Source organism: Nonomuraea fastidiosa (assembly GCF_042751225.1).
GTDB lineage: Bacteria > Actinomycetota > Actinomycetes > Streptosporangiales > Streptosporangiaceae > Nonomuraea > Nonomuraea fastidiosa.
This window is the reverse complement of the sequence record NZ_CP170570.1, coordinates 634,383-660,068: the sequence shown is the minus strand read 5'-3', so window position 1 is coordinate 660,068 and position 25,686 is coordinate 634,383. Positions and strand designations below refer to the sequence as shown.

Sequence of the window (25,686 nt, the reverse complement as noted above, 5' to 3'; positions counted from 1 at the left end):
GGCCGTTTTCCGCCGCTCTGGGGCGCGGGCGCGCGACCACGCCGCCGGCCTCCGCCGAGCGCGCGCCGGCCGCCGGTTCGCTCCTCTCCCGCCGTTTCGGTGCTCGGCGTTCTTTGGGAAAACCCCTCGGGCTGGGCGCCGTTATGCGTGTCGGAGACCCGCTGCGCTCGCCGTAGTTCACGCATCGGTCGCCCGCCGTCCGGTGGTGGCCCGCCGCTGAGGGGGGTCCCCGAAGCAGTGCGCAGGGTGCGCGGCGTGTGGCGTTCCGGCCCTCCGACGGGGCTGGGATGGTCTCCGGGGCAGTGTCCAGGGGTGCGCGGCGCGTGACGTTCGAGCCGCCGCCGATAGGGCTGGGTGGCCTTTCCGCGGTGTGCGGGGCGTGGTGTTCGGGCCGCCGTGCGTAGGGCGTGGTGTTCGGGGGCGTCGTGCGTAGGGCGTGGTGTTCGGGGGCGTCGATTTGTGCCGCTCTGCGGTGGCGGGGTGTGTTGTGGGAGGTCTGCCCCGCGGGGATGGGCGCGTATGAGAGGCGGTAGCGTTCGGAGGCGTGGAAGGGAATCGGGCGCACGTGGTCGTCGTCGGCGCGGGTATCTCCGGACTCGCCGCGGCGTGGTATCTCCGCCAGGGCGCGCGTGAGCGCGTGAAGGTGACGGTCCTGGAGGGCTCGCCCCGCATCGGCGGCAAGCTCTATGCCTCGGAGGTCGCCGGGGTGAGCGTCGACGCGGGCGCCGAGGCGATGCTGGCCCGCCGTCCCGAGGGCAAGGAGCTGGCCAAGGCGGTCGGGCTCGGTGACGACCTGGTCCTCCCCGGCACCACCCGCTCCGCCGTCTACAGCCGCGGCGCCGTCCGCTACCTGCCCAAGGGCCAGGTCATGGGCGTGCCCGCGGACCTCGCCGAGCTGGCCAAGTCAGGCATCATCTCGCCGGGCGGGCTGCTGCGCGTGCCGCTCGACCAGGTGCTGCCCGCGACGCTCGTGCGCACCGACGTGTCCGTCGCCGCCTACATCCGCGCCAGGATGGGCGCCGAGGTCGTGGACCGGCTGGTCGAGCCGCTGCTCGGCGGCGTCTACGCGGGCCGCGCCGACATGCTGTCGCTGGAGGCGACGATGCCGCGGGTGGCCGCGATCGCGCGATCCGAGCGTTCACTGCTCAACGCCGCCCGCCACCTGGTCGAGGAGACACCGAAGAACCAGGGCCCGGTCTTCACCACCCTGCGCAGCGGCCTCGGCGGCCTGCCCGAGGCGGTCGCGAAGGCGTCCGAGGCCGACATCAGGACCGGCGTCACCGCCCGCGAGCTGCACCGCACCGAGACCGGCTGGCGGCTGGTCACCGGCCCGGTGCCGCGCCCCGAGGTCGTCGAGGCGGACGCGGTGATCCTGGCCACGCCGGGCCCGGCGACGAGCCGCCTGCTCAAGACCGAGGCCCCCAAGGCGGCCGACGAGCTGGCCCGCATCCAGTACGCCAGCATGGCCGTCGTCACGCTCGCCTACCCGGTCGACGCCTTCCCCGAGCCGCCCGGCACCAGCGGCTACCTGGTGCCGCCGGTGGAGGGACGGCCGGTCAAGGCGGTGACGTTCAGCTCGGTGAAGTGGCCCCACCTGTCGAAGGACCTGGTGATCCTGCGCTGCTCCATCGGCCGCGTCGGCGAGGAGCACCTGCTGCAGCGCGACGACGTGGAGCTGGTCGCGCTGGCCACCGCCGAGATGGCCGACGTGATGGGCGTGCGCGGCCTGCCCATCGACAGCCGGGTGACCCGCTGGGGCGGCGGGCTTCCGCAGTACAACGTGGGCCACCTCGACCGGGTGGCCAGGGTGCGCGCGGCGGTGGCCGTGCAGCCCGGCCTGGCCGTCTGCGGGGCCGCCTACGACGGCATCGGCATCCCCGCCTGCATCGCCACCGCCCGCACGGCCGCCGCCCGGATTCTGGACCACCTCTCCCTGAGAGCAGAATAGGCAGCATGACAGAGGGCGCACCGCGGCTCAAAGCCCGCGATCTCAATCAGGTGATCCGTTACACGATGTGGTCGGTCTTCCAGGCGACCGAGCCGTGCCCAGGCGACCGCGACGGCCTGGCGGCCGAGGTGCAGGAGCTGCTCGACCAGGCGGCCGGCAAGGGCGTCGTGACCAGGGGGGTCTACGACGTCGCCGGGTTCAGGGCCGACGCCGACTTCATGTTCTGGTGGCACGCTCCCACGCCCGAGGACCTCCAGGACGTCTACGCCAGGTTCCGCCGCACCCGCCTGGGCCGCCACAGCAGGCCCGTCTGGTCGGCGATGGCGCTGCACCGGCCCGCCGAGTTCAACAAGTCGCACATCCCGGCCTTCCTGGCCGAGGAGGAGCCGCGCGCCTACGTCAGCGTCTACCCGTTCGTGCGCTCCTACGAGTGGTACCTGCTCGACGAGTCCGAGCGTCGGGCGATGCTGGCCGAGCACGGCAGGATGGCGCGCGACTACCCCGACGTGCGGGCCAACACGGTGGCGTGCTTCTCGCTCAACGACTACGAGTGGATGCTCGCGTTCGAGGCGAACGAGCTGCACCGGATCGTCGACCTCATGCGTACGCTGCGGGGCGCCCAGGCGCGCCGGCACACCCGCGTCGAGATCCCCTTCTACACCGGCGCGCGCAAGCCGCTGCCTGAGCTCATCGCCGCCCTGCCGTAGTTCTCCCGGCCAGGCCCCGCCCTCTCGGCTGGATGCACCGGCCTGGGCGGCCGGACGCATCAGCCCGGCGAATCGGTCGCGAGCCAGACCCAAATCGGCGATCTCGCTGCAGCGCTCTATCCGCTTTGTCACAATCGGGGAAATCTCTGCCTCGCAGGGCGTGAGCGGGGTGGCACGTTCCAGGTGTGCGGGCTTGGAGGGCTGGTGGAGAGGTCCGGAAGGCGGGGCCGTCGGGGGCGGCACGCGGCAGGACGCCGATCGGCGCGGTCCGAAGGAGACGGTCCCGGACCCGCCGGGCGGTCTCCGGCGGAGGTCCGGCGGTCGGAGCGGATCGGGCGCGCCGGGCGGTCTGCGGAGGACGTCCGGCGGTCTGCGGAGGACGTCCGGCGGTCTTCGGGGGAGGCTCGGCGGTCCCGGCGGGGCGGCTCCGGCGGGAGGGCCAGACGGCGCCGAGGGCTGCTGCGACGGGCGGGACGGGCGGCGCGCGGGCGGGTGGCCGTCGCCGCCGGGGTGACCGTGGGCGGCGCGGTCGTGGCGCTCGCGATGCAGGGGATGTTCGGCACCCCGGTCACGTACGGGCTGCTCGGCACGGTCGTCGCGCCCCCGGCGAGCCAGGCGGCCGAACACCACGCGAGCGACGGACGGCGGGCCAGGGGCGGGCCCGCGGCCGCCGCGGCGGCGTCGCCGGGTGGAGCGAGCGCAGGCAGAAGCGCCGACAGCGGCGCAGGCGGAGGCACCGACGGCAAAGAGGGCAAAGAGGGCAAAGAGGCGGACGGCGGCAAAGGCGCGAACGCGCAGGCCACCAGCAAGGGGGCGCGCAAGCCGGAGCCGCCCGAGCCGTCGAAACCGGCCCCGAGCACGAACTCCGGCCTGGTGCCCGGCACGACCGACCCGAACGACCTGCCGGCCGCAGGCCCGGCCACGCGCGGCGCCGAGCCGAGCGGTGCGAGCGAGCCGACCGGGGGCGACGGCAAGGACTACAAGGCCGACGGCCCCTCGCGGCATACGGATCATCAGGCGGCCGAGTACTTCCGCGCGAACTGGGGGCCGAACGACAAGGCCGTGAAGCGTCTCAGGGACATCCGCACCGTGGGCGGATATCTCCGCATTTATACGGACCTACCGGAGAGCGCGGACAACTCCCGTACCGCCATCACCTTGTGCGAGCGCGGGCTCGCCTACCTCCACGAGCGCGGCGTCGAGAACCCCGTGGTGTTCGTGCACTCGGAGTTCGGCCAGAACGGCAACCCGGTGCTCGCCAACATCATCGGCCCCTCGGATCGGAGCTGCCGCGTCACATATCCAGACCCCCGATGACCGGCGGCAGCCGCGGGCCCGGGTCAGCGGACCCGGACCCGTGTCTTCGAGCACACCTCGCATCGCTGTGTGACCACCCGCCCGATGGTCTCAATCGTCACCCACCGGTGGCGAAGATGGACAAAGCGCACGCGGTGCTCGTACCCCTCGCGGGCGATCGATACGCCCCGTCGTTACCCGATCACGCCTTGGGTTCGAGCCGGAGCGAGATCGAGTTGATGCAGTAGCGGTCGTCCGTCGGCGTGGGGTAGCCCTCGCCGTGGAAGACGTGCCCCAGGTGGCTGTCGCACCGGGCGCAGCGCACCTCCGTACGGACCATGCCGAGGCTGCGGTCCTCAAGCAGCCGGACCGCGTCACTGTCGGACGGCGCGTAGAAGCTCGGCCACCCGCAGTGCGACTCGAACTTCGTGTCAGAACGGAACAACTCGGCACCGCAGGCGCGGCACGAGTAAACCCCCTCGGTCTTGGTGTCGACGTATTCCCCCGTGAACGGGCGCTCGGTCCCGGCCTCCCTGAGGACGTGGAACTCCTCAGGCGTCAGCTGGGCCCGCCATTCCGCCTCGCTCTTGACCACCTTGTCCATAACTCCAGAGTACGAGATACGGCAAAAAGAGATCTCCGCAGGGTGAAGCATCCGTTCTCGGGGAAATTCGCGTCTTTCTCGGCAAGGAGGTGTCTTCACCTCCTGCCAAGGGGTGAGATCACCTGCGGATCCCGCCGAGCGGCACAGCCCACGCCCGTGCTGGCGCCGCTGGGGATCGAAACGGCCGGCCGGGTGGCGCGCCAGCGCCCGGAACGGCGGAAGGGTGATCTGGCGGCCCGTCCCGTCGAGCCCTCGGTCCCGCCACCGAGGAGGCTCCGGGACGGGCCCACCCCGTCCGGCTCTCTCCGTCTCCGGCCCAACTCCGTCCGGTTCTCCGAAGACGGTGGCCTCTCCGGACGACGAGCGGAAGCGGCGCGGCGAGAGCGCCGGAGCCGTGCGGGTTCCTGGCGAGCTGCCGCACCGGCCCAGCGACCAGCGGCCGGAGGAATTCTGTTACGGCTCGTGATGACCGGTCATTGTCGGTCCCTCGGGGTAGGTTCGGGGGCATGGCATCGCCGTACATCGAGCTCGAGGTGGGGAAGCGGACCGTCAAGGTCACCAATCCCGACAAGGTCTACTTCCCGGAGATCGGCGCCACCAAGCGTGAGCTGGTCGAATACTACGTGAGCGTCGGCGAGGGCGCCCTGCGGGCGCTGAAGGACCGTCCGACCAACCTCAAGCGTCATCCCGACGGCGTGCAGACCGAGGCCATCTATCAAAAGCGCATGCCGCCCCGGCATCCCGACTGGCTGGAGTCGGTGGAGGTGACGTTCCCCAGCGGCCGCACGGCGCGTTCGCTGCGCGTCACCGAGGTGGCCGCCATCGCCTACTGCGCCAACCTCGGCACCATCGACTTCCACCCGTGGCAGGTGCGCGCCGCCGACGTCGAGCGTCCCGACGAGCTGCGGGTCGACCTCGACCCGCAGCCCGGCCTGGAGTTCGACGCGGCGCGCAAGGCGGCGTTCCTCACCAAAGAGGCGCTGGACGAGCTCGGCATGACCGGCTTCGTCAAGACCTCGGGCAACCGCGGCGTGCACATCGCCGTCCGCATCGAGCCGCGCTGGGACTTCATCCAGGTGCGCCACGCCGGCATCGCGCTGGCCAGGGCCGTCGAGGCGCGCGATCCGAGCCTGGTCACCACGGCGTGGTGGAAGGAGGAGCGCGGCGAGCGGGTGTTCATCGACTTCAACCAGAACGCGCGCGACCGCACGATCGCCAGCGCCTACTCGGTCAGGGCGAAGCCGCACGCGCCCGTCTCGACCCCGCTGACCTGGGACGAGCTGGCCGACGCCGACCCGCGCGACTTCGACATCCGCACGGTGCCCGCCCGCTTCGCCGAGGTGGGCGACGTGCACGCCGCCATCGACGACCGGGCCTACTCGATCGAGCCGCTGCTGGAGATGTACGCCGAGGACGAGCGCGGCGACATGCCGTACCCGCCTAACTACCCGAAGATGCCGGGCGAGCCCAAGCGGGTGCAGCCGAGCAAGGCCCGCTCCGACACCTGACCACCAGCCGGTCAGCGGCGCACGAGGCGCCGTTCCGCGGCTGACGCGCAGCGCTTTCAGCGGCGCACGACGCGCCGTTCCGCGGCTGACGCGCAGTGCTTTCAGCGGCGCACGAGGCGGTGCGGGGCCAGCTCGCACGTCTCGCCCCGGCTCAGGCAGACCACCCGGTCGGCGAGGCCCGCCTGCTCCATGTGGCGCAGGAAGTCGTCCAGCGGGGAACTGAAGACCGTGTAGTCGTCGTAGTGGATCGGTACGACGGTGCGCGGGTTGATCATGTCGGCCCAGGCCGCGCCCTGCTCGCCGTCCATGGTGACCATGAGCGTGCCGAGCAGCTTGGTCCCGCCCAGGTGGACGAGGGCGACGTCGATGTCGGGGAAGCGGCGCGGGATCGCGTCGAGCCGCCGGTCCAGCACGGTGTCGCCGCTGATGTGCAGGCGCAGCTCGACCCGCTCGTCCGGGCCGCAGAACTCCAGCATCGTGCCCATCACGGGCGGCAGCAGCGCGTCGGCGGAGCCCGGCGCGTGCTTGGCGGGCAGCGCGGTGATCCGTACGCTGCCGCCTGGGCCGTGCAGGCGGTACTCCGCCCAGGTCATCAGCCCGACGGCCTGGCCGAAGCCCTGCCGATGGAGGGTGCGGGAGGCGGCCGGGGTGGTGACGATGAGCATGTCCCTGTCGATGCCCTTGCGCGCCACCCGGTCCCAGTGGTCGCCGTGCATGTGGGAGAGCACGACGGCATCCAGCGGCGGCAGGTCCTCGATCCGCAGCGCCGGGTCGGTACGCCGCCGCGAGGCCAGGCCCCACCCGAGGTAGGCGAGCTGGCCGCGGTGCAGGAAGTTCGGGTCCGTCAGCAGCGTGAAGCCGTTGTAACGGATGAGCGTGGTCGCGTTCCCGATGAACTGAAGGCTGCCTGCCACCGCTGATCACTCCGGATGCTTCGGCCGCTGCTCCGGAGGCACGCCGCCGCCCTTGCCTCCGCCCCTGCGGCCCTTGTCCGTGCCGTGCGGGTGGCCGGAGCGCTGTTTGCCGCCGCGTACGAGGCCGGCCGAGTTCGTGTTGACGGCGGACTTGCCTGACCTGCGAAGCTCTGGCTGTTGCGGATTGCTCATGGCATTCGTCCCCCCTCGTTCAGGGGTCCACTGCCACGGCCGTACGACGCCAAACACCCCCGTACGCCGCCCCGCGCGGAAATTCGATGGCGGTCCGGAGCCGTGCCCCGTTACCCTCGCATCCGTCCGTGGATCAGCCGTATCGCGTGGTCGCGCACCGCGCCAGAAGGAGGGACTTGATGCCTGGCACCGCGCCTAGCGCGCCTCGCAGTCGTGCCACCGGCGGATCCCGCCTCTGAGCGAGAGACGACGACCACAACCGGACAGGCCGTACCGGCCGGCGTGCCCGCGAGGCTCGCTCGGCGCTCCCTTGCTGCGTGACATCGAAGACCAATCCGGCAAGGAGTACCCAGGTTGTCCACCAACGGCAATCCTCTTCTCAACACCTTCGTGTGCGTGCGCTGCGGCCTCACGGTCACCGCGAACGCCCCCGACGGCACCCGGCGCAACCACTGCCCGAGCTGCCTGCACTCGCTGCACCTGCAGGACGAGTGCAGCTCACGGATGATCCCGATCTCGATCGCCGTGCTGCGCACCGGGGAGTGGATGATCATCCATCGCTGCACCCGCTGCGGCGAGCTGACCTCGAACCCCATCTGCGGGGACGACAACCAGCTCATCCTCATGCGCATGGCGGTACGCCCGCTCGCGCAGCCGCCGTTCCCGCTCGAGGCGTTCGGTGATCTGTGATGCCGAGGAGGAACGTCACACGCGACCGCGCCCGGCCGCAGCGGCGCAAGAAGGTCCATCACGCGGAGCCCGCGGACGCCTTCCGCTGCGTCGCCTGCCGGCTCGACGTGCCCATGGTCGCGCCCGGCACGGCGCACCGTAACCACTGCCCCAACTGCCTGACCAGCCTGCACGTGGATCACCGCGTGCCCGGCGACCGCCGGGCGGGCTGCCGGGGCCGGATGGCGGCGCTGAGCGTCACCGTCCGCGGTGACGGCGAGTGGCTGATCATCCACAGTTGCCAGTCGTGCGGCGAGCTGAGCGCCAACCGCATCGCGGGCGACGACAACGCGCTGGCGCTGCTGCGCATCGCCATGCGGCCGCTGTCGGACGCCCGCCTGCCGGTCAACGCCCTGCTCGCGCTCTGACCGTGGCTGCTCCGGCCAGGGCTGTTCTGGCCGGGCTGCTCTGACTGGGGCCGTTCCGACCAGGACTGTTCTGGCTGGACTGTTCTGGCTGGGCTGCTCTGGCCAGGGCCGTTTCAGCCAGACCGGGACCGCGCACCGCGCCCGCGGCGGCGCGGTCCCGGCGTGGCCCGTCAAGCTCAGTCGCCGAACTCCAGGTGCAGGGCCCGGGTGAAGTCGGCGATGGCCTCCTCGTGCCGGTCCAGGTCCTGCAGGATCTCGCCGCGCACCTTGAACGCCCAGATGTACTCCTGGTCCAGCTCGATGGCGGCGTTCAGGTCCTTCAGCGCGCCCTCGTTGTCGCCCATCTCGCTCAGCACCGCGCCCCGGCTGCCGAGCGCGCGGGTGGCGGTGGGCTTCAGCTCGATCGCCCGGTTGAGGTCGGCGAGCGCCTCGTCGTACCGGTCGATCATGCGCAGCGCCTCGCCCCTGCGGCTCAGCGCCCGCACGTAGTCGGGGTCGAGCTCCAGCGACTTGGTGTAGTCGTCGATGGCCTCGGCGTAGAGGTTCATGTCCTGGTAGAGCTCGCCACGGGCGAACCACGAGTACGGCTGGTCCTCGTTCAGTTCGATGATCTTGGTGTGCACCGCCAGGGCCTCGTCCATCCGGTCCAGCCCCACCAGCGCCTCCGCCTTCCCTTCGAGGATCCACGACGTCTCGGGGGAGAGGGTGAGCGCGTGCTCGAAGTCCTCCAGCGCCTCCTCGTAGCGCTCCATCGCGGTGTACGTCTGGCCGCGCGAGCCGAGCGCGTACGCGCTGTCCGGCTCCAGCTTCAGCGACTCCTCGAAGTCGTCGAGCGCGGCCTGGTACCGCTTGATCAACCGGTGGCACTCGCCGCGCAGCCGCCAGGCGCGGGCGTCATCCGGCACCAGCGCGATCGCCTCGGTCAGGTCCGCTATCGCGGCGTCGTGCCGTAAAAGGGCGTTGTACGACACCGCCCGGCTGCGCAGCACCGAGGCCCGGGACTGTGCGGCCGCTTCGGACAGCCCCGAATGATCCATGATCCCCTGATCTATGGGGGGTAAATCTATCCGACTGATACGACTAGATCCGGATGATGGCGGCCTTCTCCCGGGTGTACTCCAGGACCGCGTCGTGGCCGTACCCGCTGTCCTCGACCCCGCCGAACGGCAGCCCCGGCGGCATCTGGCGGAACGTGTTCACCCAGACCGTGCCGGTCCGCAGGTCCCGGACGAACCGGTGCGCCCGCCGCAGGTCGCGCGTCCACACGCCGGCCGCCAGGCCGTAGCGGGAGTCGTTGGCGATGGCCAGGGCCTCGTCATCGGTCTCGAACGGGATGGCCACCGCGACCGGACCGAAGATCTCCTCCTGGCACACCCGCAGCCCGTTGTCCTCGGTCGTATACAGCGTGGGCGCCACCCAGTAGCCGCCGGGCAGCTCAGGCACCACCTCGGCCCCGGCCCGGCCGCCGAAGACCAGCCGGGCGCCCTCCTTCCCGGCCGGCTCCAGTACGACGTGACGCGCTCGTACTGGCCCGCCGAGACGATCGGCCCCATCGTCGTGGCGAGGTCGAGCGGGTCGCCGACCTCCTCGCCGAGGCCGCTGACGATGTTGAGCACGCCGGGCGGCAGCACCTCGGCCAGCAGCTCGCCGATCCGCAGCACCGACGCGCTCGCCTGCTCGGCCGGCTTGACGACCACCGTGTTCCCGGCGGCCAGCGCGTACGCGGCCTTGGCGGAGAACGTCGAGATGGGGGAGTTCCACGGGATGATGCAGACCGCCACTCCGTACGGCTCGCACCGGGTCAGCCCGAGCGCGTCCGGCCCGAGCTGCACGGTGTCGCCCTTGACCGCGTCGAGGCACTGCCCGGCGGCGATCTGCCACAGGTGCGCCATGCCCGGCAGGTCCTTGGTGAGCGTGTCGCGCAGGATGCGGCCGTTGTCGCGGGTCTCCAGCCTGGCCAGCTCCTCGGCGTGCCGGCCGAACAGCTCCGACACCTTGCGCAGGTAGTGCGCCCGCGCCAGGGCGGGCAGCGCCGACCAGGAGGGGAAGGCGCGGCTCGCGGCCTCGGCGGCCGCGGCTGCCTCGGCGGGGCCCGACGCGGGGATGCGGGCCCAGGGCTCGCCGGTCGCGGGGTTGACCGTCTCCATCGTGCGCGGGGCCGGGACCAGCTCGCCGCCGATGAGGTTGCGATAGTCGGGCACGTGGCCAAGCGTACGCTTGCTCAAGCAGCATGACCAGGAATAGCACTTGATCCCGCAAAGTGGCCAAATATGGACGCATGGTAAAGGTACGGCCGGGGCACAACCGCTCGCGAGGCGGGGTGATGGCGATGGCGAAACGATTGCTCGCGCGGCTGGCGTACGGGTCGCGCTATGACGATGTGCCCTGGGGCCAGCGGGTCTACGTACGGCCGGGGGAGCGGCTGGCCCGCGAGGCGCAGTGGCTGTGGCTGACCAGGCGGGCGCCGGTGATGTCCAGGGCCGCGTACGAGAGCATGCGGCCGCTCGGCGCGATCGAGGAGTTTCTCGACTGCATGATGTGCGGGGAGTCTGTGCAGCAGCCGCTGTTCGAGCCCACCGGCGGCAAGGGCTGGCGCTATCACGTCGTACGCTGCCCCTCCTGCGGCTTCCTCTACCGCAACCCGAACGTCCGGCCCGAACGCCTCGGCGACCTCTACGCCAGCGGCTACAGCACCTTTCTGACCGGCAAGTACGCCGCCAACCGGCAGCGTCGCTACGACCTGACGATGCGGGCCTTCTCCCCGGTCTTCGACGAGGGCAAAGAGCGCAGGCTGCTCGACTTCGGCTCCGGCGTCGGGCTCTTCCTGGAGCTCGCCGAGGAGCGCGGGTTCGACGCGTGCGGCGTGGACCTGTCGCCCGAGTCGGTCGAGCAGGCCAACAAGCGGCTGCACAAGGCGCGCACGTACTTCGGCGCGCCGCAGGACGTGCCCGAGATCGCCGCGGGCGGCTTCGACGTCATCACGCTCTGGTCGGTGCTCGCCCACCTGCCCAGGCCGCTCGACGACTTCCGGCTGTTCAGGAGCCTGCTCGGGCCGGGCGGCGTGCTGCTCATCCTCACCGTGAACGCCAACTCGCTGCTGCTCAAGGCGTACGGGTCGAAGTGGAGCGGCTTCACCAAGAACCACCTGATGTTCTACTCGGCCGATACCGTGCGGACGCTGCTCGCCCGTACCGGCTTCGCGGGCGTGGCCTTCGCCCCCCACTACGGCGACACGGTCGAGGCCGGCACCACGAATCTGCCCGCCGGCCTGGTGGCGCGGCTGCGCAGGAACGTGCGGCTCAGCGACGGCGGCAACATGCTGCGCGTGCTCGCCTTCGCCGATGAGGAGGCCATCGGCCGCTACTGCGGCGGCCCGCTGACGATCCACCGCCTCGCACCGTGAGGAGTTCCGCTGAGGCGGCGGCGCGTATCGGCTCACGCTCTGGCGGGCTCTTTGAGCGCGGCGGCGGTGCGAATCCGTTCGCGGGTGAGCGGCGTGAGCAGCAGGCCCGCCGCGACGGCGGCGGCGCCGACGAGCACGCACACTACGAAGCCGTCCTGCAGGCGACCCTGCACGGTGCCGAGGAGCGGACCGAACACGGCGATGCCGACCGCCCCGCCGACCTGCCGCGAGGTGTTGAACGCCGCCGACGCCGCCCCGTGCAGGGCGGGCCCGACGGCGGCGATCGCCTGCGAGGTCATCGTCGGCACGAGCAGCCCCGAGGCGAACCCCGCGGGCACCAGCGCGAGCGCCAGCGGCCATAGCGCCGGAGCCGTGCCCGCCCACGCCACCAGCAGGAACGTCACCACCAGCACCGCCTGAGCGGCCCCCAGCACGGCCGGCCGCCCGAAGCGGCGCGCGAGGCGGGCCGCGCACAGGTTCGCGACCGCGATGAGCCCGGTCAGCGGCAGGAACAGCAGCCCGCTGGCCAGCGCCCCGAGCCCGCGCCCCTGCTGCAGCATCAGGCTCATCGCGAACAGCAGCCCGTAGAAGGCGAAGTTGAACAGCGCGCCTTGCGCCGCCGTCGCGACGAACGCCCGGTCGGCGTAGAGGCCCGGCGGCAGCAGCGGCGCCCGGCTCGCGCGTACGGTCAGGATGAACCCGGCGAGCCCGGCCACGGCCAGCACCGCCGCGGTGACGACCGGCGCGCTCGACAGCCCCTGGGCGGGCGCCTCGATGAGCGCGAACACCAGCCCGCCGATCAGCAGGGTCGCGGTCGCCATGCCGGCCACGTCCAGGCGGCGCTCGCCACGCGGCACGGCCGGCATCGACCGCACGCTCCAGATGGCGGCGGGGACGCCGATGAGCACGTTGACCCCGAACACCGTCCGCCAGTCCGCGACCGCCACGAGCGCGCCGCCCAGCAGCGGACCCGCCGCCATCCCGACACCCCCCGCCGCCGACCACCGGCCGACCAGCCGGTTCCTGGCATGCTCGTCGGGTGCCGCCGCCGTCGCCAGGACGAGCGCGCTGGGCAGCAGCAGCGCCGCCCCCACGCCCTGCACCAGCCGGGCCGCGTTCAGCACCCCCATCGTGGGCGCCGCCGCGCAGGCCGCCGAGGCGATCGTGAAGACGAGCAGGCCCGCCACGAACGCCCGCTTCGCCCCGAGGGTGTCGGTGATCGCGCCCGCACCCAGCATCACCGCCGCGAACGACAACGTATAGGCGTTGACCGCCCACTCCAGCTCGGCCCGTGAGGCGTCGAGGTGGGAGGCGAGCTGGGCGAGCGTGAGGTGCACGATCGTGCCGTCAACGAAGACCATGAAGGCGGCGATCAACGCCAGTACGATGACAACCCGTCGGTGTTCGATAGCCATAGAACGAACTGTACGTGGTGTTCTATGTCAATCGAACACCGGGGTTCGTTCTGGCCGGATACGCCCGGGGGTCCGCCTGATCAGAAGCTGCGCATCAGACGAACCGTCGCTTGCCAGAGGGCCGCTCGTGGAAAGGGGGTCAGCCGCCCGGCGGGCGTCTCCGGAGGAAGCGGGGCGTCGGGGTGAGGGCGCGGTCGCCTAAGATCGGGGCATGGAGCTCGCCCCCGGCGTACACGTGGCCATCACCGACCGGAACGGCGGCGTCGGCGCCCCGCCGTACGGTTCGCGCAACCTCGGCGGCATGGTCGGCGACGACCCGGAGGTCGTGCGTGCCAACCGGGCGGGCCTGGTGGCCGAGCTGGGCGTGCGGGCGGTGGTGTTCATGCGCCAGGTCCACAGCGCCGAGGTGGCGTACGTCAGCGAGCCGTTCGGCGACGACCCGCCCCCGCTCGACGGCGTGTTCACCACCGAGCCCAAGCTGGCGCTGGCGTCGCTCGGCGCCGACTGCCCGGCCGTGCTGGTGGCCGATCCGGTGGCCCGCATGGTCGGCGCCGCCCACTCCGGGCGTCCCGGCACCGAGGCGGGCATCGCCACCGCGCTGGTGACGGCCATGGCGGGCAAGGGTGCGGAGCCGGGCAGGATGGTCGCATTCATCGGCCCCGGCGCGTGCGGGCGCTGCTACGAGGTACCCGCAGAGATGCGGGAGAAGGTCGCCGCGAAGGTCCCCGCCACCTGGTCCACGACCTCGTGGGACACCCCCGCCCTCGACCTGCGGGCCGGCATCGAGGCGCAGCTCAAGGCGGCGGGCGTGAGCGACGTACGCCATGACGCGCGCTGCACGATCGAGTCTCAGGAGCTTTACTCGCATCGCCGCGAACAGCCCACCGGCCGCTTCGCCGGCCTCATCTGGCTCGCCTGACCGCCCGCTCGGTTCCTGGGCCGCCCGCTCGTTCCTCGGCCGCCCGCTCGATTGCCCGGCCGCCCGCTCGGTTCTTCTGACCGCTCCCGCGCTTCAGCTCGGGCATGTGGGCGTGGTGCGATGTGCGCCGAGCGGTCCGTCCCCTCAAGCCCCCTCTCCGCTTGCGGGTGTTGCGCAAGCGGTCACGTGTTCGTCCGCCCCGTGCCCCGGTTCACGATCGCTTCACCAGGGTGGCCTGCCGCAGAGAATCGGTCTTTCGTGGCTTGTCGCCGCCTGCGGCTCCCTCCGGGGCGATCACGCCGACGGGCCGGCCCCTCTGTTCCTGGGGCTGTTGAAGATGGCGTTGATGATGAGGATGCCGATCCACACCGGGATCAGCCCGGTCATCCGGCCCTCCCCGAGCAGCAGGAACAGGACGGTCGACACGGTGCCCAGGGAGACGGACACGATGGCGAGCGCGAGCCGCTGCCCTTCGGACGGACCCTGGCGGGCCGGAGTCCGGCTGTTGGGTGGGAGCTGGTTCAGGCGCTCGTCCACCCGCCGGTCGATCTCCTGGCCCATCTTGTCGAGGAACGACTCCACGACGGCGTCTTCGTACTCGGGCCCGAGGTCGCGGCGTGCGGACACGGCGGCCTTGAGCTCATCCCCTGTCGTCATATTCGAGATATATCTAGACATCTGCTAGCGCACAAGGATGTCCTCAAGGTTGTAATGCACCGGACGCTCAAGCTGCTCGTACGTGCACGACTCAGGGGTGCGGTCGGGACGCCAGCGGCGGAACTGCGCGGTGTGCCGGAACCGGTCGCCTTCCATCTGGTCATAGGCCACCTCGATCACCAGCTCGGGCCGCAGCGGGATGAACGACAGGTCCTTCTTGGCGTTCCACCGCGACACCGCGCCGGGCACCCGCTGCCCGCCCCTGGACGGCCCGGCCGCCGGCTGGCCGATGTTGGCCGCCGCCTGTTCGGCCCAGTGGCCCCACGGGTGCTCGCTCAGCTCCGCGATGTACGGCTTGAGCTCCTCGACCAGCTCGGCCCTGCGCTTCATCGGGAACGAGGCCGCCACCCCGACGTGGTGCAGCCGCCCGTCGTCGCCGTAGAGGCCGAGCAGCAGCGAACCGACGATGGGCCCCGACTTGTGCTCGCGGTAGCCGCACACCACGACATCGGCCGTGCGCTCGTGCTTCACCTTGAACATCGTGCGCTTGTCGGGCACGTACGGCTGGTCGCCCGGCTTGACGATGATGCCGTCGAGCCCGGCGCCCTCGAACATCTCGAACCACTCGCCCGCCTGCCCCTGGTCTTTCGTGACCGGGGTGAGCCTGATGGAGCCGCCCTTTTGGGGGAAGAGCGTTTCGAGTCGCGCCCTGCGCTCCGCGAACGGCAGCTCCATCAGCGACTCGTCGCCCAGCGCCAGCAGGTCGAAGGCGACGAACTGCGCGGGCGTGCGCTCCGACAGCATCTGCACCCGCGACTTGGCGGGGTGGATGCGCTGCTGGAGCGCGTCGAAGTCGAGCTGGCTGCCCATGGGCAGCACGATCTCGCCGTCGATGACGACCTTGTCGGGCAGCTCGGCCCGCGCCGCCTCGACCAGCTCGGGGAAGTAGCGCGTGAACGGCCGCTCGTTGCGGCTGCCGAGATAGACCTCGTCGCCGTCGCGGAAGACGATGCAGCGGAAGCCGTCCCACTTCGGCTCGTAGAACAGCGTGCCGTCCTGCTCCGGCATGGCCTTGACCGGCTTGGCCAGCATGGGCGGCACGGGCGGCCGCACCGGCAGGCCGGGCACCGGCGGCGGTTCTTCCTCGGCCCCACCCGGCCCGGCGGTCGGCTCGTCACTCATGGCTTCGCTCCCTTGTGTATCTGCAGAAGAGCACGCCGTCCTCCTCCAGCACGTGCTCGAGCCGGAGGCCGACCTGCGCGGGCTCGCCGTTGAGAATGCGGGCGGCGCCGCCGCCGACCAGCATCGGGCTGATCGTCAGGCACAGCTCGTCGACCAGGCCGCGCGCGGAGAGCTGGGCGTTGATGCGCGGGCCGCCCTCGCACAGCACGCGGGTCAGACCCCGCTCGTGCAGCGCCGTGACGGCCAGCCGCATGTCGACGCTCGCGTCACCGGCCACCACCAGGTCGGCGCACTTGGCCGCCAGCCTGCGCCGCTCCTGCGGCGCGGCCTCGCAGGTGATGACGATGGTGCGGCTCGGCGCGTCGGTGAACAGCTCACCGTCGAGATCGAGCGCCAGGCCGCGGCTGATCACGGCGATGGGCGGCACCTCGGGCCTGCCCTCGCGGTGCTCGGCCCACCAGTCGCGCGGCGGGACCGGGCCGTAGCCCTCCTTGCGCACGGTGGCGGCGCCCGCGAGGATCACGTCGGCCAGCCCGCGCAGCGTCTGGAAGATGCGCCGGTCGCCCTTGCTGGACAGCGGCCCCGACCGGCCTTGGAGCCAGGCGGCGCCGTCGGCGCTCGCGACCATGTTGACGCGCAGCCACGGCCGGTCGCCGGGGTACGCGTACGCCTGCGCAATGTCTGGGTTGTCCTGAATGTCGGGATAGATGCGCCGCACCCCTCTACCTTGGCACAGCGCACCGACAATCGGCTCCGAGCCCGGATTCGGGACAGGATAGTACTTTCGTGAATCGGCGGACTTCTTACCAATTCTTTGCTTAACGTGCCCATAGGGGATGGGCTGACAGGAAGAGGGGGACGCCGTGAGCCTGGCCACCGCCGTCGCGTGGACGATCGCCGCGATCGCCGGAATCTACCTGCTGTCATACGGGCTCACCGGCGGCGGGCTGAAGCGCGCGAAGGTCACCAGGTTCCCCGCCGCGCTCGTCGTCTCACATCCGGCGCTGGCCGTGACCGCGCTGGCCTGCTGGGCCGGCGGGCTGATCACCGGCAACCGGGCGCTGGTCTGGGCCGCGTTCGCCGGCCTGGCGGCCGCCGCGCTGCTGGGGTTCGTGATGTTCACCCGCTGGCTCGGCGCCAGGCACACCACGGCAGCGCGCGGTTTCCCCGCGCTCGCCGTGACCCTGCACGGCGTGGCCGGCGTCACCGCGTTCACACTCGTGTTCCTGAGCGCCAGCGCCGCCCGGTCCTTCTGACCTCGCCGGGGCCCGGCAACGCCGCCCGGCTCTTCTGACCTCGCCGGGGCCCTACAGCGCTGCCCGGTTCTTCTGACCTCGCCGGGGCGCCGGCGGCGCCACCGCCCTGACCTGCCGTCACCCCCGCCGAGACCGAACAGCGGCCCCGCCGCTCAGAGCGGCTTACCGTTCTGGCGGGGCTGGCGCAGCACCTGCAGCGAACGCGCCGTGACCGCGACCACGTCGCCCGCCGACCAGCGCTCGTCCTCGTAGACGTCCTGGATCGTGTCGTGGGTGGTGTCGAGCACCGGCACCCACCCGGTGCCGAACTCCTCGCCGGGCAGCGTGAACGACAGGTTCTCGTGGTGGGCGTTGATGAGCAGCAGGAACGAGTCGTCCACGATGCGCTCGCCCCGGGGCCCCGGCTCGGTGATGGCGTCGCCGTTCAGATAGACCATGAGCGACTTGGCGTAGCTGATGTGCCAGTCGCCGGCCGTCATCTCGCGTCCGCCGGGCGTCAGCCACACCAGGTCGCGCCTGCCGTCGTCGGGATGGCGGCCGTGGAAGAAGCGCCGCCGCTGGAAGACGGGGTGCTCGCGGCGCAGCTTCGACAGCGCGCGTACGAACTCCAGCAGCTCCGCCTCGGTGTGCACGTGGGACCAGTCGATCCAGGCGAGCTCGTTGTCCTGGCAGTAGGCGTTGTTGTTGCCCCGCTGGGTGCGGCCGATCTCGTCGCCGTGGGACAGCATCGGCACGCCCTGCGACAGGAACAGCGTGGCCAGGAAGTTGCGGCGCTGGCGGCGGCGCAGGGTGACGATCTGGGGGTCCTCCACGGGGCCCTCGGCGCCGCAGTTCCAGGAGCGGTTGTCGTTGGTGCCGTCGCGGTTGTCCTCGCCGTTGGCCTCGTTGTGCTTGTGGTCGTAGGAGACGAGGTCGGTGAGCGTGAAGCCGTCGTGGCAGGTGACGAAGTTGATGGAGGCGACGGGTCGGCGGCCGGAGGACTCGTACAGGTCGGCTGAGCCGGTCAGGCGGGAGGCGAACTCCGGCAGCGCGGAATGGGTGCCCCGCCAGAAATCTCGTACGATGTCGCGGTATTTCCCGTTCCACTCCGTCCACAATGGCGGGAAGTTTCCGACCTGATAACCACCGGGCCCGACGTCCCACGGCTCCGCGATGAGCTTGACCTGCGAGATCACCGGATCCTGCTGGATGAGGTCGAAGAACGCGCTCAGCCGGTCGACGTCGTGCAGCTCCCTGGCCAGCGCCGACGCCAGGTCGAAGCGGAAACCGTCGACGTGCATCTCCAGCACCCAGTAGCGCAGCGAGTCCATGATGAGCTGCAGCGCGTGCGGCGAGCGCACGTTGAGCGAGTTTCCGCACCCGGTGTAGTCGAGGTAGTAGCGCCGGTCGCCGTCGTGCAGGCGGTAGTAGGCGGCGTTGTCGATGCCTCTGAACCCGAGCGTCGGCCCCATGTGGTCGCCCTCGGCCGTGTGGTTGTAGACCACGTCGAGGATGACCTCGATGCCGGCCTCGTGCAGCGCCTTCACCATCGCCTTGAACTCCAGCACCTGCTCGCCCCGCGTGCCGGAGCCGGAGTAGCCGCTGTGCGGGGCGAGGTAGGCCATGGTGTTGTAGCCCCAGTAGTTGGTCAGCCCGCGGGCCACCAGGAAGTGCTCGGGGATGTAGTGGTGCACCGGCATGAGCTCGACCGCCGTCACGCCCAGCGACAGCAGGTGCTCGATGATCGCCGGATGCCCGACCCCCGCGTACGTGCCCCGCAGGTCGGGCGGCACGTCGGGGTGTCGCATCGTCAGCCCGCGCACGTGGGCCTCGTAGATCACGGTCTGGTGGTACGGGATGCGCGGCGGCCGGTCGTTGCCCCACTCGAAGAACGGGTTGATCACGACGTTCTTCGGCATGTAGGGCGCGCTGTCCTCGGTGTTGCGCCGGCTCGGGTCGGTGAAGTAGTAGGGGAACAGCGCCTGGTTCCAGGTCAGCTCGCCGTCGATGGCCTTGGCGTAGGGGTCGAGCAGCAGCTTGGCGGGGTTGCACCGGTGGCCCTGCGACGGGTCGTACGGGCCGTGCACGCGATAGCCGTAGCGCTGCCCCGGCTGGATGCCAGGAAGGTAGCCGTGCCAGACGAAACCGTCGACCTCGGGCAGGTCGATCCGCTCCTCGGTGCCGTCGTCATGGAACAGGCACAGCTCGACCCGCTCGGCGACCTCGGAGAACACCGCGAAACTTGTGCCCACGCCGTCCCAGGTGGCGCCGAGTGGATAGGGCTCGCCCGGCCAGACCTCACGCATGTGACCCGATTGTCGCACGCGCGAGCGCTCTTGGTCGCGCAACGGTCTGATCGCTAATCAGTAAGAAGATCGGGCCGGGGTCAGAGCAGCTCGGCCTTGAGCGTGATCGTGGTGCCGGCGAGCGCCTTGCTGACCGGGCAGCCGGCCTTGGCGTTCTCGGCCGCCTGCTGGAACTGCTCGGCGGTGAGGCCGGGCACCCGGCCCTGGACGTTCAGCACGATCCCGGTGATGCCCTCGCCCGGCTGGAACGTCACGTCGGCGCTGGTGCGCAGCGACTCGGGCGGCGTGCCGGCCCCGGCGAGGCCGTGCGCGAGCGCCATCGAGAAGCAGGAGGAGTGCGCGGCGGCGATGAGCTCCTCGGGGGAGGTCTTGCCATTGGCGGCCTCGGCCCTGGACGGCCACGAGACCTCGAACGTGCCGACGCCCGACGTGTCGAGAGAGACGGTGCCCGAACCGTCGAGCAGGGCGCCTTTCCACTGTGTTGTGGCGGTGCGCGTGGTGGCCATGCGTGTTCCCTCCGTCGCGTTCTGCAAGACGACACTATCGCGACGCGAAAGAATCTCGCGGGGCGGGGTCATCCCGCTCCTTCCTCGTCGTCCGGGAACGCCCGCGCGCCTGCGACCCCAGGCGCGCCGCGCGCCCGCCCGTTCTGCCCCTTAAGCCCGCGAAATTTGACTAATTCCACACATCGCACTTATCCGTAAATGGAAAAGGTGCGGGCGTTCGCCTATTACCGCATCGCCGCCCGAAACTTGATTACCAACCCCCAAAAGTCTGGTACAACGACCCCTTCGCCGAACCTTAAGGATTTGACGGGTTGTTTGGATCAGTACGGGTAAACGCGATTCTGTGCACGGGTACGTCTGCCCCTGTCCAAGTGCTCCGATAAACGGAGCCTTGGATTTCGGGTCGTTCTACCCAGGGCGGTAAGAAATGCACGTTCAATCGCATCAACCACATGGCCCAGCGCTGCGCCGGCGTCTCGCCACCCTCGCGCTGGCCGGCACCGCGGCCGGCGTCATGGTCCTTCCCTTCGGCCAGGGGATCGCCGGAGCGAGCGCGGGCGCGCCCGTCGTCCCCGTCGCCGCCGGTCACGCCTCCGGCGAGAAGCCGGTGCTCAAGTGCGGCAAGCGCTGCGGGCCGTACTGGTGGGGCCGCCCCTGGTGGGGACACCACCACCATCACCACCACGACCACGAGTTCCACGAGGAGCACCACTTCCGCGGCCACCGCCACGACGACCGGCGGCACGAGCCCGCCCGCGAGGCCCCGAGGCCCGAGGAGCCGGAGCAGGAAGAGCCGGAGCCGCCTGAGCAGCCGCCCCAGGTGCCGCCGAAGCGGCCCCACAAGCCGGTCAAGCCGATCAAGTTCAAGCCGGTCAAACCGCACAAGCCGCACAATCCATACAAGCCGCACAATCCGTACAAGCCGTATAAGCCCGTCAAGCCGGTGAAGCCCATCAAGGAACGGCCGATCTTCAAGGAGAAGCCGCGCTACGACGACTGGGCGCCGTGGGACAGCTGGCGCAACGGCCTGAGGAGCGACTGGGGCAACGACTGGCGCGACGGCGACTGGGACTGACGACGCGCGCCTGACACAGGGCCGGACGCCGCGATCGGGGAGCGGCGACGTAGGCTTGCCAATCCTCGACCAGTTGACCGGAGGACGCCGCGAACGGACGCACAACCGGACGTACAACCGGACGCGGCGTCCTCCGGATGGCGGCACGAGACGAGAGGGGGTCCCCATGGCGGGTGACGACACGACCGGTCTGGCCGACCTGCTGTACGAGTTCGGGCTGCTCAAACGCTATAAGCGGACGGGCTGGCTGGTGGCCGGGGTACGCGACCCCGAGAGCATCGCCGAGCACTCGTTCCGCGCGGCCGTCATAGCCGCCGTGATCGCCAGGCTCGAAGGGGCGAACCCGGAGCGGGCCGCGTTCATGAGCCTGTTCCACGACACTCAGGAAACGCGCATCACCGACATCCCGTACGTCGGCAAGCTCTACCTCAAGCCGGCGCCCAACGAGGAGGTCACCGCCGACCAGGTGCGCGGCGTGCCCGCCGAGGTGGCCGGCATGCTGCGCGACGCGGTGGCCGAATACGAGGAGAAGGCCAGCCTCGAAGCCGTCTGCGCGCGCGACGCAGACAAGCTGGAGTGCCTCATCCAGGCCGTGGAGTACCGCGAGCAGGGTCACCAGAACGTGCAGGGCTGGATCGACAGCTCGCTCGCGGCGATCACCACGACGACGGGCAAGCGCCTGGCGGAGGAGGCGCTGAGCACGGGGACCCTGGACTGGGTGACCCGCGTGCTCAACGGCGGCTGACCGCACACGCGGGCCCTCAGCAGGGCGCGCGGCAGGGGAGGGGCGCTCAGGAAGGCTGCTCCGAGACGAGGTCCCTCGCGTACTCGTCGTCGCTCTCGGCCAGCACCCGCGCGGCGCCCTGGGCGGCGCGCTCATCGCCGCGCACGGCCAGCCCGCGGGTGGCCTCGGCCACCGTGCGCAGGTCGGAGTCGGACAGCCGGGCCGCCAGCGCCTCCCTGATCTGCGGCGTGTCGGCGTCGAGCCCGGCGAGCCCGGCGGTGGCCCAGTCGCGGATCTCGGCGTTGTCGTCCTCGGTCATCGAGATCAGCAGCGCCAGCCCCTCCTCGTGATCGGGCGGCAGCACGTCGGCCAGCGCGATGGCGTCGGTCATCGTGCGCTTGTGATCGGGGCGTCCGATGATGTCCAGCACGTACGGCAGCGCGCGAGGGTCGCCCTGGTGGCCGAGCGCGGCCAGCACCGAGCGCAGCACCTGCGGGTTGCTCTCGGTCGTGACCATCTTCTGCAGCAGCGGCAGCGTCCTTTCCAGGTACGGCTTCTCGCCGTCGGAGAACCCGAACTGCGCGATGGCGTCGACGCCGAACTCCCGCTCCCTGGCGTCCTCGCTCACGCACAGCCTGGCCAGCGCCTCGTAGGTCTCGTCGTCGGCCCGCTTGGCCAGCGTGTCGGCCACGATCCACCAGGTCTCGGCGTCCTCGTCCACGTCGCGGTGCGCCAGGGCCCGCGCCACGAGCTGCTCCACCGGCGTGTGGACGCCCGCCGCGTCCTCCAGCAGGGTCGCGATGGCGGCGTGGCCGCGCTGAGCCTGCACCTGCTCGCTCTCGGAGCCGTCGGCCGAGCGCCCCGCCACGGTCACCAGCTCGGTGCCGTCCTTGGCGTACTGGCGGGCGACGACGTACTCCCAGCCCTCCTGCTCGATCTGGTCGAGCAGCGCGCTCTCCAGGTGCACGCCGACCCAGTCGAGGGCGATCTCCAGCGGCGTGTCGCCGTCACCGTCGTACTTCTCGTGGTCGGCCCCCGCCTCCAGCAGCGTCTGCACGACGCCCAGCGCGCCGCGCCTGGCGGCCAGGGTGAGCGGGGTGTCGCCGTCGCCGTTGGTGGCGTCGACGTCGGCTCCCGCCTCGATCAGCACCCTGGCGACGGCGGCGTTGCCGTTGGCCGCGGCCCACAGCAGCGCCGTCCAGCCGCCCGCCTCGCGGCCGTCGACCTCGGCGCCGGCCTCCAGCAGCGCGGTGGCCACCTCGGTGCGGTCCCAGGCGGCGGCCGCGCAGAGCGGCAGGCCGCCTTCCTCGCCCTCGCTGGCCCTGTTGGGATCGGCGCCGCTGGCGAGCAGCTTGCCGACGGTCTCGGTCTCGCCGTGCAACGCCGCGCGGTAGAGCTGTTCCTCATGCATGACAGGGACCCTAGCCTGGTCCGGCCGCGCCCCGGACCAGACCGGGGTCCCGTGTCATGGCGTGGTACGCGCCTCGCCCATCGGTTGGTTCACGTCTGACCAGAAATATGCATGTTTCGAGGTATCAAGTTATTCCTCCCCAGGGAGGAGGATCGCCCGGGCGGAAACGCGATATGTTGCGAACATGACTGATCCTGGGGAGCTGCGCGCGTCGGACGCCGAGCGCGAAGCCGTCGTCGAGCAGCTGCGCATCGCCTCGGTCGAGGGCAGGCTCACCCTGGCCGAGCTGACCGACCGCACCGAGGCCGCCTACACCGCGCGAACGCACGCCGAGCTGGCCATGCTCACCCAGGACCTGCCGTCAGGCGGCGTGCGCCCGCCCGCACCCGCAGGGCAGGGCGGCAAGAAGCGGCGCTGGTTCGTCGCCGTCATGGGCGACTCCAAGCGGCGCGGCACCTGGCGCATCGACCAGGAGCTCGGCGCCGTCGCGGTGATGGGCGACGTGGTGCTCGACCTGCGCGAGGCCGAGGTCCGCACCGACCAGGTGGACATCATGGCCGTCGCCCTGATGGGCGACGTGAAGATCATCGTCCCCGACGGCGTGAACGTCGACATCGACGGCGTCGCCGTCATGGGCGACAAGAAGGTCAAGGTCGCGCAGGCCGCGCCAGGCGTGAACGTCCCCGTGGTGCGCGTGCAGGCGTACGCGGTGATGGGCGACGTCAAGGTGGTCGGCGACTCGCACGTCAAGCCGCTGCAGCGCGGCTTCGCCGCCTGGCGCGAGCACTGGCGGCAGCTGCACGGTGAGGACTGGCGCGAGATCAGCCGCCAGGTCCGCGCCGAGGCCCGCGAGCTGCGCAGGCAGCTTCGCGACGGCGACGGCCGCCACTACGGCTACTGACGGCCCCGGCAGGCCCCGGTCAAGGGGCGGCGCCACCGGCCCGGCCGGCCGCCGTGAGCGGCCGGGCACCGTAGCAGGGTCAGCCGGCCAGCGCCACCGGCTGACGCAGCGCGTCCTCGTACCGTTCGAGCAGCACCTCCGCCAGCTCGGGCGCCGCTCCCAGCACGTCGGCCACCGCGTCCGCGCCCGCCTCCAGCGTCTCGCGCCGCACCTTGTCGGCGAAGAAGCCCGGAGCCAGCAGGTACGGGGCCACGACCACGCGCGGCGCCCCCGCCCGCTTGAGCGCGGCCACCGCCTGCGCGGGGGTGGGCCGGGCGGCCGAGGCGTACGCGGGCGTCACGGTCCACCAGCCGGACCGCCGCCACACCCGCGCCGTCTCCGCCACCACGGCGTTGGCCCTGGCGTCGCTGGAACCCGCCGACACCAGCACCACCGCCGTGCCGGGGTCGCCCGCGGGCACGCCCGCCTCGGCGAGCCGCCGTTCGAGCACGGGCAGCAGCAGCGGGTGCGGGCCGAGCGTGCGCCCGTAGCCGACCCGCAGCAGGGGGTCGCGCCCGCGGGCCTCGGCGAGCGCCGCGGGCAGGTCCACCCGGCTGTGGTAGGCCTCGGTGAGCAGCAGCGGCAGCACCACCGCCGTGCGCAGCCCGCTCAGCGCCTGCTGCAGCGACGGCGCGCAGTGGTCGAGGTAGGCCACTCGCACGTCCAGCGGCACCTGGCCGAGCAACGCGGCCACGGTGGCGGCGGCACGCGGATCGCGCGATCCGTGGGCCACCGCCACCAGTGGCACGCGGCCGGAGGCCGTCCCGCCTGCCAACGGGACGGGTCCCCCGCCGGGGATCACAGGTGAATGCCGCATTCGACCTTCCCCAGGCCCGCCCAGCGTCCGCTGCGCGGATCCTCTCCCTCGGCGACCTGCCGCGTGCACGGCGCGCAGCCGATCGAGGGGTAGTTGTCGTAGTGCAACGGGTTGATCAGCACCCCGTTGTCGGCGATGTAGTTGTCGACGTCCTCCTGCGTCCAGCCGGCGATGGGGTTGACCTTCACCATCTGCCGCTTGGCGTCCCACTCCACGACCTTCACACCGGCCCTGCTGGGCGACTCGTCGCGGCGGATGCCGGAGATCCACGCCAGGTACGGCTCCAGCGCGCGGTTCAGCGGCTCGACCTTGCGCAGGTAGCAGCACAGATCAGGGTTGCGCCCGAACAGCCGCGGCCCGAGGTCGCGGTCCTGCTCCTCGACCGTGCGCGACGGCTTGACGTCGATCACGTTGACGTCGTAGACCTGCCGCACCGCGTCACGGGTGCCGATGGTCTCGGCGAAGTGATAGCCGGTGTCGATGAACAACACGTCCACGCCGGGCTTGACCCTGCTCACCAGGTCGATGAGGAGTGCGTCGCTCATCGAGGAGGTCAGGCACAGCCGGTCGCCGAACGTCGCCGCCGCCCACCGGATGACCTCGCGGGCGGGGGCGTCCTCAAGGAACTTGGCGGCGGACTCCACGATGCCCTGCAGGTCGAGCACGCCGCGCTGCTCTCTCAGCCCGATCTCCACGTCGACGAGCGTCATATCTTCACTCCGATCCCCAGGAAACTCAGCTTGAAGGCACGAGCGCAGGCGCGGCAGTACCAGCCGCCGCCCGTCCCGGACCCGGCGCGACCGCCCTCGGCGGGCTCGTACGGCTCAAGG

Annotated in this window: 26 protein-coding genes and 1 pseudogene; 12 read left to right on the top strand and 15 right to left on the bottom strand. The window is 71.3% G+C overall.

The genetic code is table 11. The annotated features are described in order from the left end of the window. The first annotated feature begins 544 nt into the window (after window positions 1-544). The 3 genes from hemG to ACFMQL_RS02970 all read left to right on the top strand — a co-directional run bounded on the left by hemG (window position 545) and on the right by ACFMQL_RS02970 (window position 3,972). On the top strand, window positions 545-1,948 hold the full coding sequence (gene hemG, locus ACFMQL_RS02980; RefSeq protein ID WP_378784466.1) for a protoporphyrinogen oxidase: 1,404 nt from the start codon (window positions 545-547) through the stop codon (window positions 1,946-1,948). Between the two features lie 5 nt (window positions 1,949-1,953). Further along, the gene (gene hemQ / locus ACFMQL_RS02975; RefSeq protein ID WP_364067379.1) at window positions 1,954-2,655 is read left to right on the top strand and encodes a hydrogen peroxide-dependent heme synthase; all 702 of its coding nucleotides are present in this window, start codon (window positions 1,954-1,956) and stop codon (window positions 2,653-2,655) included. Window positions 2,656-3,147: 492 nt separating this feature from the next. Continuing rightward, the gene (locus tag ACFMQL_RS02970; RefSeq protein ID WP_378784463.1) at window positions 3,148-3,972 is read left to right on the top strand and encodes a hypothetical protein; all 825 of its coding nucleotides are present in this window, start codon (window positions 3,148-3,150) and stop codon (window positions 3,970-3,972) included. A 181-nt stretch (window positions 3,973-4,153) separates the two neighbouring features. Here ACFMQL_RS02970 and msrB read toward each other — a convergent pair whose 3' ends face one another. Then, a complete protein-coding gene (gene msrB / locus ACFMQL_RS02965) occupies window positions 4,154-4,555 on the bottom strand; it encodes a peptide-methionine (R)-S-oxide reductase MsrB (RefSeq protein WP_364067383.1) in 402 nt (133 codons plus the stop codon). 506 nt (window positions 4,556-5,061) lie between these two features. Between msrB and ligD the strand changes: the two genes are divergently transcribed. After that, complete coding sequence (gene ligD, locus ACFMQL_RS02960; RefSeq protein ID WP_378784462.1) at window positions 5,062-6,063, top strand: non-homologous end-joining DNA ligase; 1,002 nt, start codon at window positions 5,062-5,064, stop codon at window positions 6,061-6,063. 101 nt (window positions 6,064-6,164) lie between these two features. Here ligD and ACFMQL_RS02955 read toward each other — a convergent pair whose 3' ends face one another. Then, window positions 6,165-6,977 (bottom strand): MBL fold metallo-hydrolase, encoded by an 813-nt coding sequence (locus tag ACFMQL_RS02955; protein WP_378784461.1) that lies wholly within the window; start codon window positions 6,975-6,977, stop codon window positions 6,165-6,167. 6 nt (window positions 6,978-6,983) lie between these two features. Then, window positions 6,984-7,169: a hypothetical protein gene (locus tag ACFMQL_RS02950; RefSeq protein WP_364067386.1), complete on the bottom strand. Its 186-nt coding sequence runs from the start codon at window positions 7,167-7,169 to the stop codon at window positions 6,984-6,986. Window positions 7,170-7,523: 354 nt separating this feature from the next. Here ACFMQL_RS02950 and ACFMQL_RS02945 point away from each other — a divergent pair, with 354 nt between their 5' ends. Beyond that, window positions 7,524-7,859, top strand: a complete 336-nt coding sequence (locus ACFMQL_RS02945) for an RNHCP domain-containing protein (RefSeq protein WP_364067388.1) — start codon at window positions 7,524-7,526, stop codon at window positions 7,857-7,859. Continuing rightward, entirely contained in the window at window positions 7,859-8,266 is a 408-nt protein-coding gene (locus ACFMQL_RS02940; protein WP_364067389.1) for an RNHCP domain-containing protein, read from the top strand. Before ACFMQL_RS02945 ends, ACFMQL_RS02940 begins: the two co-directional genes overlap by 1 nt. Before the next feature lie 176 nt (window positions 8,267-8,442). Here the strand turns inward: ACFMQL_RS02940 and ACFMQL_RS02935 are convergent, their stop codons facing one another. The 3 genes and pseudogenes from ACFMQL_RS02935 to ACFMQL_RS02925 form a co-directional block, all read right to left on the bottom strand. Continuing rightward, window positions 8,443-9,303 (bottom strand): tetratricopeptide repeat protein, encoded by an 861-nt coding sequence (locus ACFMQL_RS02935; RefSeq protein ID WP_378784459.1) that lies wholly within the window; start codon window positions 9,301-9,303, stop codon window positions 8,443-8,445. A gap of 43 nt (window positions 9,304-9,346) precedes the next feature. Next, on the bottom strand, window positions 9,347-9,712 hold the full coding sequence (locus tag ACFMQL_RS02930) for an aldehyde dehydrogenase family protein (RefSeq protein ID WP_378784458.1): 366 nt from the start codon (window positions 9,710-9,712) through the stop codon (window positions 9,347-9,349). A gap of 182 nt (window positions 9,713-9,894) precedes the next feature. Beyond that, window positions 9,895-10,413: pseudogene (locus ACFMQL_RS02925) on the bottom strand (aldehyde dehydrogenase family protein); the annotation flags it as partial. Between the two features lie 182 nt (window positions 10,414-10,595). Between ACFMQL_RS02925 and ACFMQL_RS02920 the strand changes: the two are divergent. Continuing rightward, on the top strand, window positions 10,596-11,669 hold the full coding sequence (locus ACFMQL_RS02920) for a class I SAM-dependent methyltransferase (protein WP_378784457.1): 1,074 nt from the start codon (window positions 10,596-10,598) through the stop codon (window positions 11,667-11,669). 32 nt (window positions 11,670-11,701) lie between these two features. On the opposite strand, the gene ACFMQL_RS02915 is transcribed toward ACFMQL_RS02920, so the two are convergent. Next, window positions 11,702-13,084, bottom strand: a complete 1,383-nt coding sequence (locus ACFMQL_RS02915; protein ID WP_378784456.1) for an MFS transporter — start codon at window positions 13,082-13,084, stop codon at window positions 11,702-11,704. Between the two features lie 211 nt (window positions 13,085-13,295). Here ACFMQL_RS02915 and pgeF point away from each other — a divergent pair, with 211 nt between their 5' ends. Further along, window positions 13,296-14,003 carry a peptidoglycan editing factor PgeF gene (pgeF, locus tag ACFMQL_RS02910; protein WP_364067395.1) on the top strand — a complete coding sequence of 236 codons (708 nt, stop codon included), beginning with the start codon at window positions 13,296-13,298 and terminating at the stop codon, window positions 14,001-14,003. Window positions 14,004-14,297: 294 nt separating this feature from the next. Here pgeF and ACFMQL_RS02905 read toward each other — a convergent pair whose 3' ends face one another. From ACFMQL_RS02905 to ACFMQL_RS02895, 3 genes are read right to left on the bottom strand one after another with little or no spacing between them, the layout of a single operon-like run. Continuing rightward, window positions 14,298-14,660, bottom strand: coding sequence for a hypothetical protein (locus ACFMQL_RS02905; RefSeq protein ID WP_364067397.1), 363 nt, complete (start codon window positions 14,658-14,660; stop codon window positions 14,298-14,300). A gap of 24 nt (window positions 14,661-14,684) precedes the next feature. Further along, window positions 14,685-15,842, bottom strand: a complete 1,158-nt coding sequence (locus ACFMQL_RS02900) for an ATP-dependent DNA ligase (RefSeq protein ID WP_364067398.1) — start codon at window positions 15,840-15,842, stop codon at window positions 14,685-14,687. Further along, window positions 15,835-16,560, bottom strand: coding sequence for a pyrimidine reductase family protein (locus tag ACFMQL_RS02895; protein ID WP_364067399.1), 726 nt, complete (start codon window positions 16,558-16,560; stop codon window positions 15,835-15,837). Before ACFMQL_RS02895 ends, ACFMQL_RS02900 begins: the two co-directional genes overlap by 8 nt. 145 nt (window positions 16,561-16,705) lie before the next feature. Here ACFMQL_RS02895 and ACFMQL_RS02890 point away from each other — a divergent pair, with 145 nt between their 5' ends. Further along, window positions 16,706-17,098, top strand: a complete 393-nt coding sequence (locus tag ACFMQL_RS02890) for a hypothetical protein (RefSeq protein ID WP_378784453.1) — start codon at window positions 16,706-16,708, stop codon at window positions 17,096-17,098. A gap of 152 nt (window positions 17,099-17,250) precedes the next feature. On the opposite strand, the gene glgX is transcribed toward ACFMQL_RS02890, so the two are convergent. Both glgX and ACFMQL_RS02880 read right to left on the bottom strand, forming a co-directional pair. Further along, a complete protein-coding gene (glgX, locus tag ACFMQL_RS02885) occupies window positions 17,251-19,383 on the bottom strand; it encodes a glycogen debranching protein GlgX (protein WP_364067402.1) in 2,133 nt (710 codons plus the stop codon). Between the two features lie 80 nt (window positions 19,384-19,463). Continuing rightward, window positions 19,464-19,889, bottom strand: a complete 426-nt coding sequence (locus ACFMQL_RS02880; RefSeq protein WP_364067403.1) for an OsmC family peroxiredoxin — start codon at window positions 19,887-19,889, stop codon at window positions 19,464-19,466. 514 nt (window positions 19,890-20,403) lie between these two features. Here ACFMQL_RS02880 and ACFMQL_RS02875 point away from each other — a divergent pair. Both ACFMQL_RS02875 and ACFMQL_RS02870 read left to right on the top strand, forming a co-directional pair. Next, complete coding sequence (locus ACFMQL_RS02875; RefSeq protein ID WP_378784451.1) at window positions 20,404-20,964, top strand: hypothetical protein; 561 nt, start codon at window positions 20,404-20,406, stop codon at window positions 20,962-20,964. Window positions 20,965-21,130: 166 nt separating this feature from the next. Continuing rightward, window positions 21,131-21,709, top strand: coding sequence for an HD domain-containing protein (locus ACFMQL_RS02870; protein ID WP_364067406.1), 579 nt, complete (start codon window positions 21,131-21,133; stop codon window positions 21,707-21,709). Window positions 21,710-21,755: 46 nt separating this feature from the next. Here ACFMQL_RS02870 and ACFMQL_RS02865 read toward each other — a convergent pair whose 3' ends face one another. Next, complete coding sequence (locus ACFMQL_RS02865; protein WP_364067407.1) at window positions 21,756-23,099, bottom strand: ankyrin repeat domain-containing protein; 1,344 nt, start codon at window positions 23,097-23,099, stop codon at window positions 21,756-21,758. Window positions 23,100-23,283: 184 nt separating this feature from the next. Here ACFMQL_RS02865 and ACFMQL_RS02860 point away from each other — a divergent pair, with 184 nt between their 5' ends. Then, a complete protein-coding gene (locus ACFMQL_RS02860; protein WP_364067408.1) occupies window positions 23,284-24,000 on the top strand; it encodes a DUF1707 domain-containing protein in 717 nt (238 codons plus the stop codon). A 79-nt stretch (window positions 24,001-24,079) separates the two neighbouring features. Here ACFMQL_RS02860 and ACFMQL_RS02855 read toward each other — a convergent pair whose 3' ends face one another. Then, window positions 24,080-24,778: a sirohydrochlorin chelatase gene (locus ACFMQL_RS02855; RefSeq protein ID WP_378790127.1), complete on the bottom strand. Its 699-nt coding sequence runs from the start codon at window positions 24,776-24,778 to the stop codon at window positions 24,080-24,082. A gap of 59 nt (window positions 24,779-24,837) precedes the next feature. Further along, window positions 24,838-25,566 carry a phosphoadenylyl-sulfate reductase gene (locus ACFMQL_RS02850; protein ID WP_364067410.1) on the bottom strand — a complete coding sequence of 243 codons (729 nt, stop codon included), beginning with the start codon at window positions 25,564-25,566 and terminating at the stop codon, window positions 24,838-24,840. Window positions 25,567-25,686: the final 120 nt, after the last annotated feature.

Bases quoted from the DNA above. Each gene is read 5' to 3' on its own strand.
- hemQ (WP_364067379.1), top strand. From the start codon at position 1,954: ATGACAGAGGGCGCACCGCGGCTCAAAGCCCGCGATCTCAATCAGGTG.
- msrB (WP_364067383.1), bottom strand. From the start codon at position 4,555: ATGGACAAGGTGGTCAAGAGCGAGGCGGAATGGCGGGCCCAGCTGACG.
- ligD (WP_378784462.1), top strand. From the start codon at position 5,062: ATGGCATCGCCGTACATCGAGCTCGAGGTGGGGAAGCGGACCGTCAAG.
- ACFMQL_RS02950 (WP_364067386.1), bottom strand. From the start codon at position 7,169: ATGAGCAATCCGCAACAGCCAGAGCTTCGCAGGTCAGGCAAGTCCGCC.
- ACFMQL_RS02940 (WP_364067389.1), top strand. From the start codon at position 7,859: ATGCCGAGGAGGAACGTCACACGCGACCGCGCCCGGCCGCAGCGGCGC.
- ACFMQL_RS02935 (WP_378784459.1), bottom strand. From the start codon at position 9,303: ATGGATCATTCGGGGCTGTCCGAAGCGGCCGCACAGTCCCGGGCCTCG.
- ACFMQL_RS02920 (WP_378784457.1), top strand. From the start codon at position 10,596: ATGGCGAAACGATTGCTCGCGCGGCTGGCGTACGGGTCGCGCTATGAC.
- ACFMQL_RS02915 (WP_378784456.1), bottom strand. From the start codon at position 13,084: ATGGCTATCGAACACCGACGGGTTGTCATCGTACTGGCGTTGATCGCC.
- pgeF (WP_364067395.1), top strand. From the start codon at position 13,296: ATGGAGCTCGCCCCCGGCGTACACGTGGCCATCACCGACCGGAACGGC.
- ACFMQL_RS02905 (WP_364067397.1), bottom strand. From the start codon at position 14,660: ATGACGACAGGGGATGAGCTCAAGGCCGCCGTGTCCGCACGCCGCGAC.
- ACFMQL_RS02900 (WP_364067398.1), bottom strand. From the start codon at position 15,842: ATGAGTGACGAGCCGACCGCCGGGCCGGGTGGGGCCGAGGAAGAACCG.
- glgX (WP_364067402.1), bottom strand. From the start codon at position 19,383: ATGCGTGAGGTCTGGCCGGGCGAGCCCTATCCACTCGGCGCCACCTGG.
- ACFMQL_RS02880 (WP_364067403.1), bottom strand. From the start codon at position 19,889: ATGGCCACCACGCGCACCGCCACAACACAGTGGAAAGGCGCCCTGCTC.
- ACFMQL_RS02875 (WP_378784451.1), top strand. From the start codon at position 20,404: ATGGTCCTTCCCTTCGGCCAGGGGATCGCCGGAGCGAGCGCGGGCGCG.
- ACFMQL_RS02870 (WP_364067406.1), top strand. From the start codon at position 21,131: ATGGCGGGTGACGACACGACCGGTCTGGCCGACCTGCTGTACGAGTTC.
- ACFMQL_RS02865 (WP_364067407.1), bottom strand. From the start codon at position 23,099: ATGCATGAGGAACAGCTCTACCGCGCGGCGTTGCACGGCGAGACCGAG.
- ACFMQL_RS02860 (WP_364067408.1), top strand. From the start codon at position 23,284: ATGACTGATCCTGGGGAGCTGCGCGCGTCGGACGCCGAGCGCGAAGCC.
- ACFMQL_RS02850 (WP_364067410.1), bottom strand. From the start codon at position 25,566: ATGACGCTCGTCGACGTGGAGATCGGGCTGAGAGAGCAGCGCGGCGTG.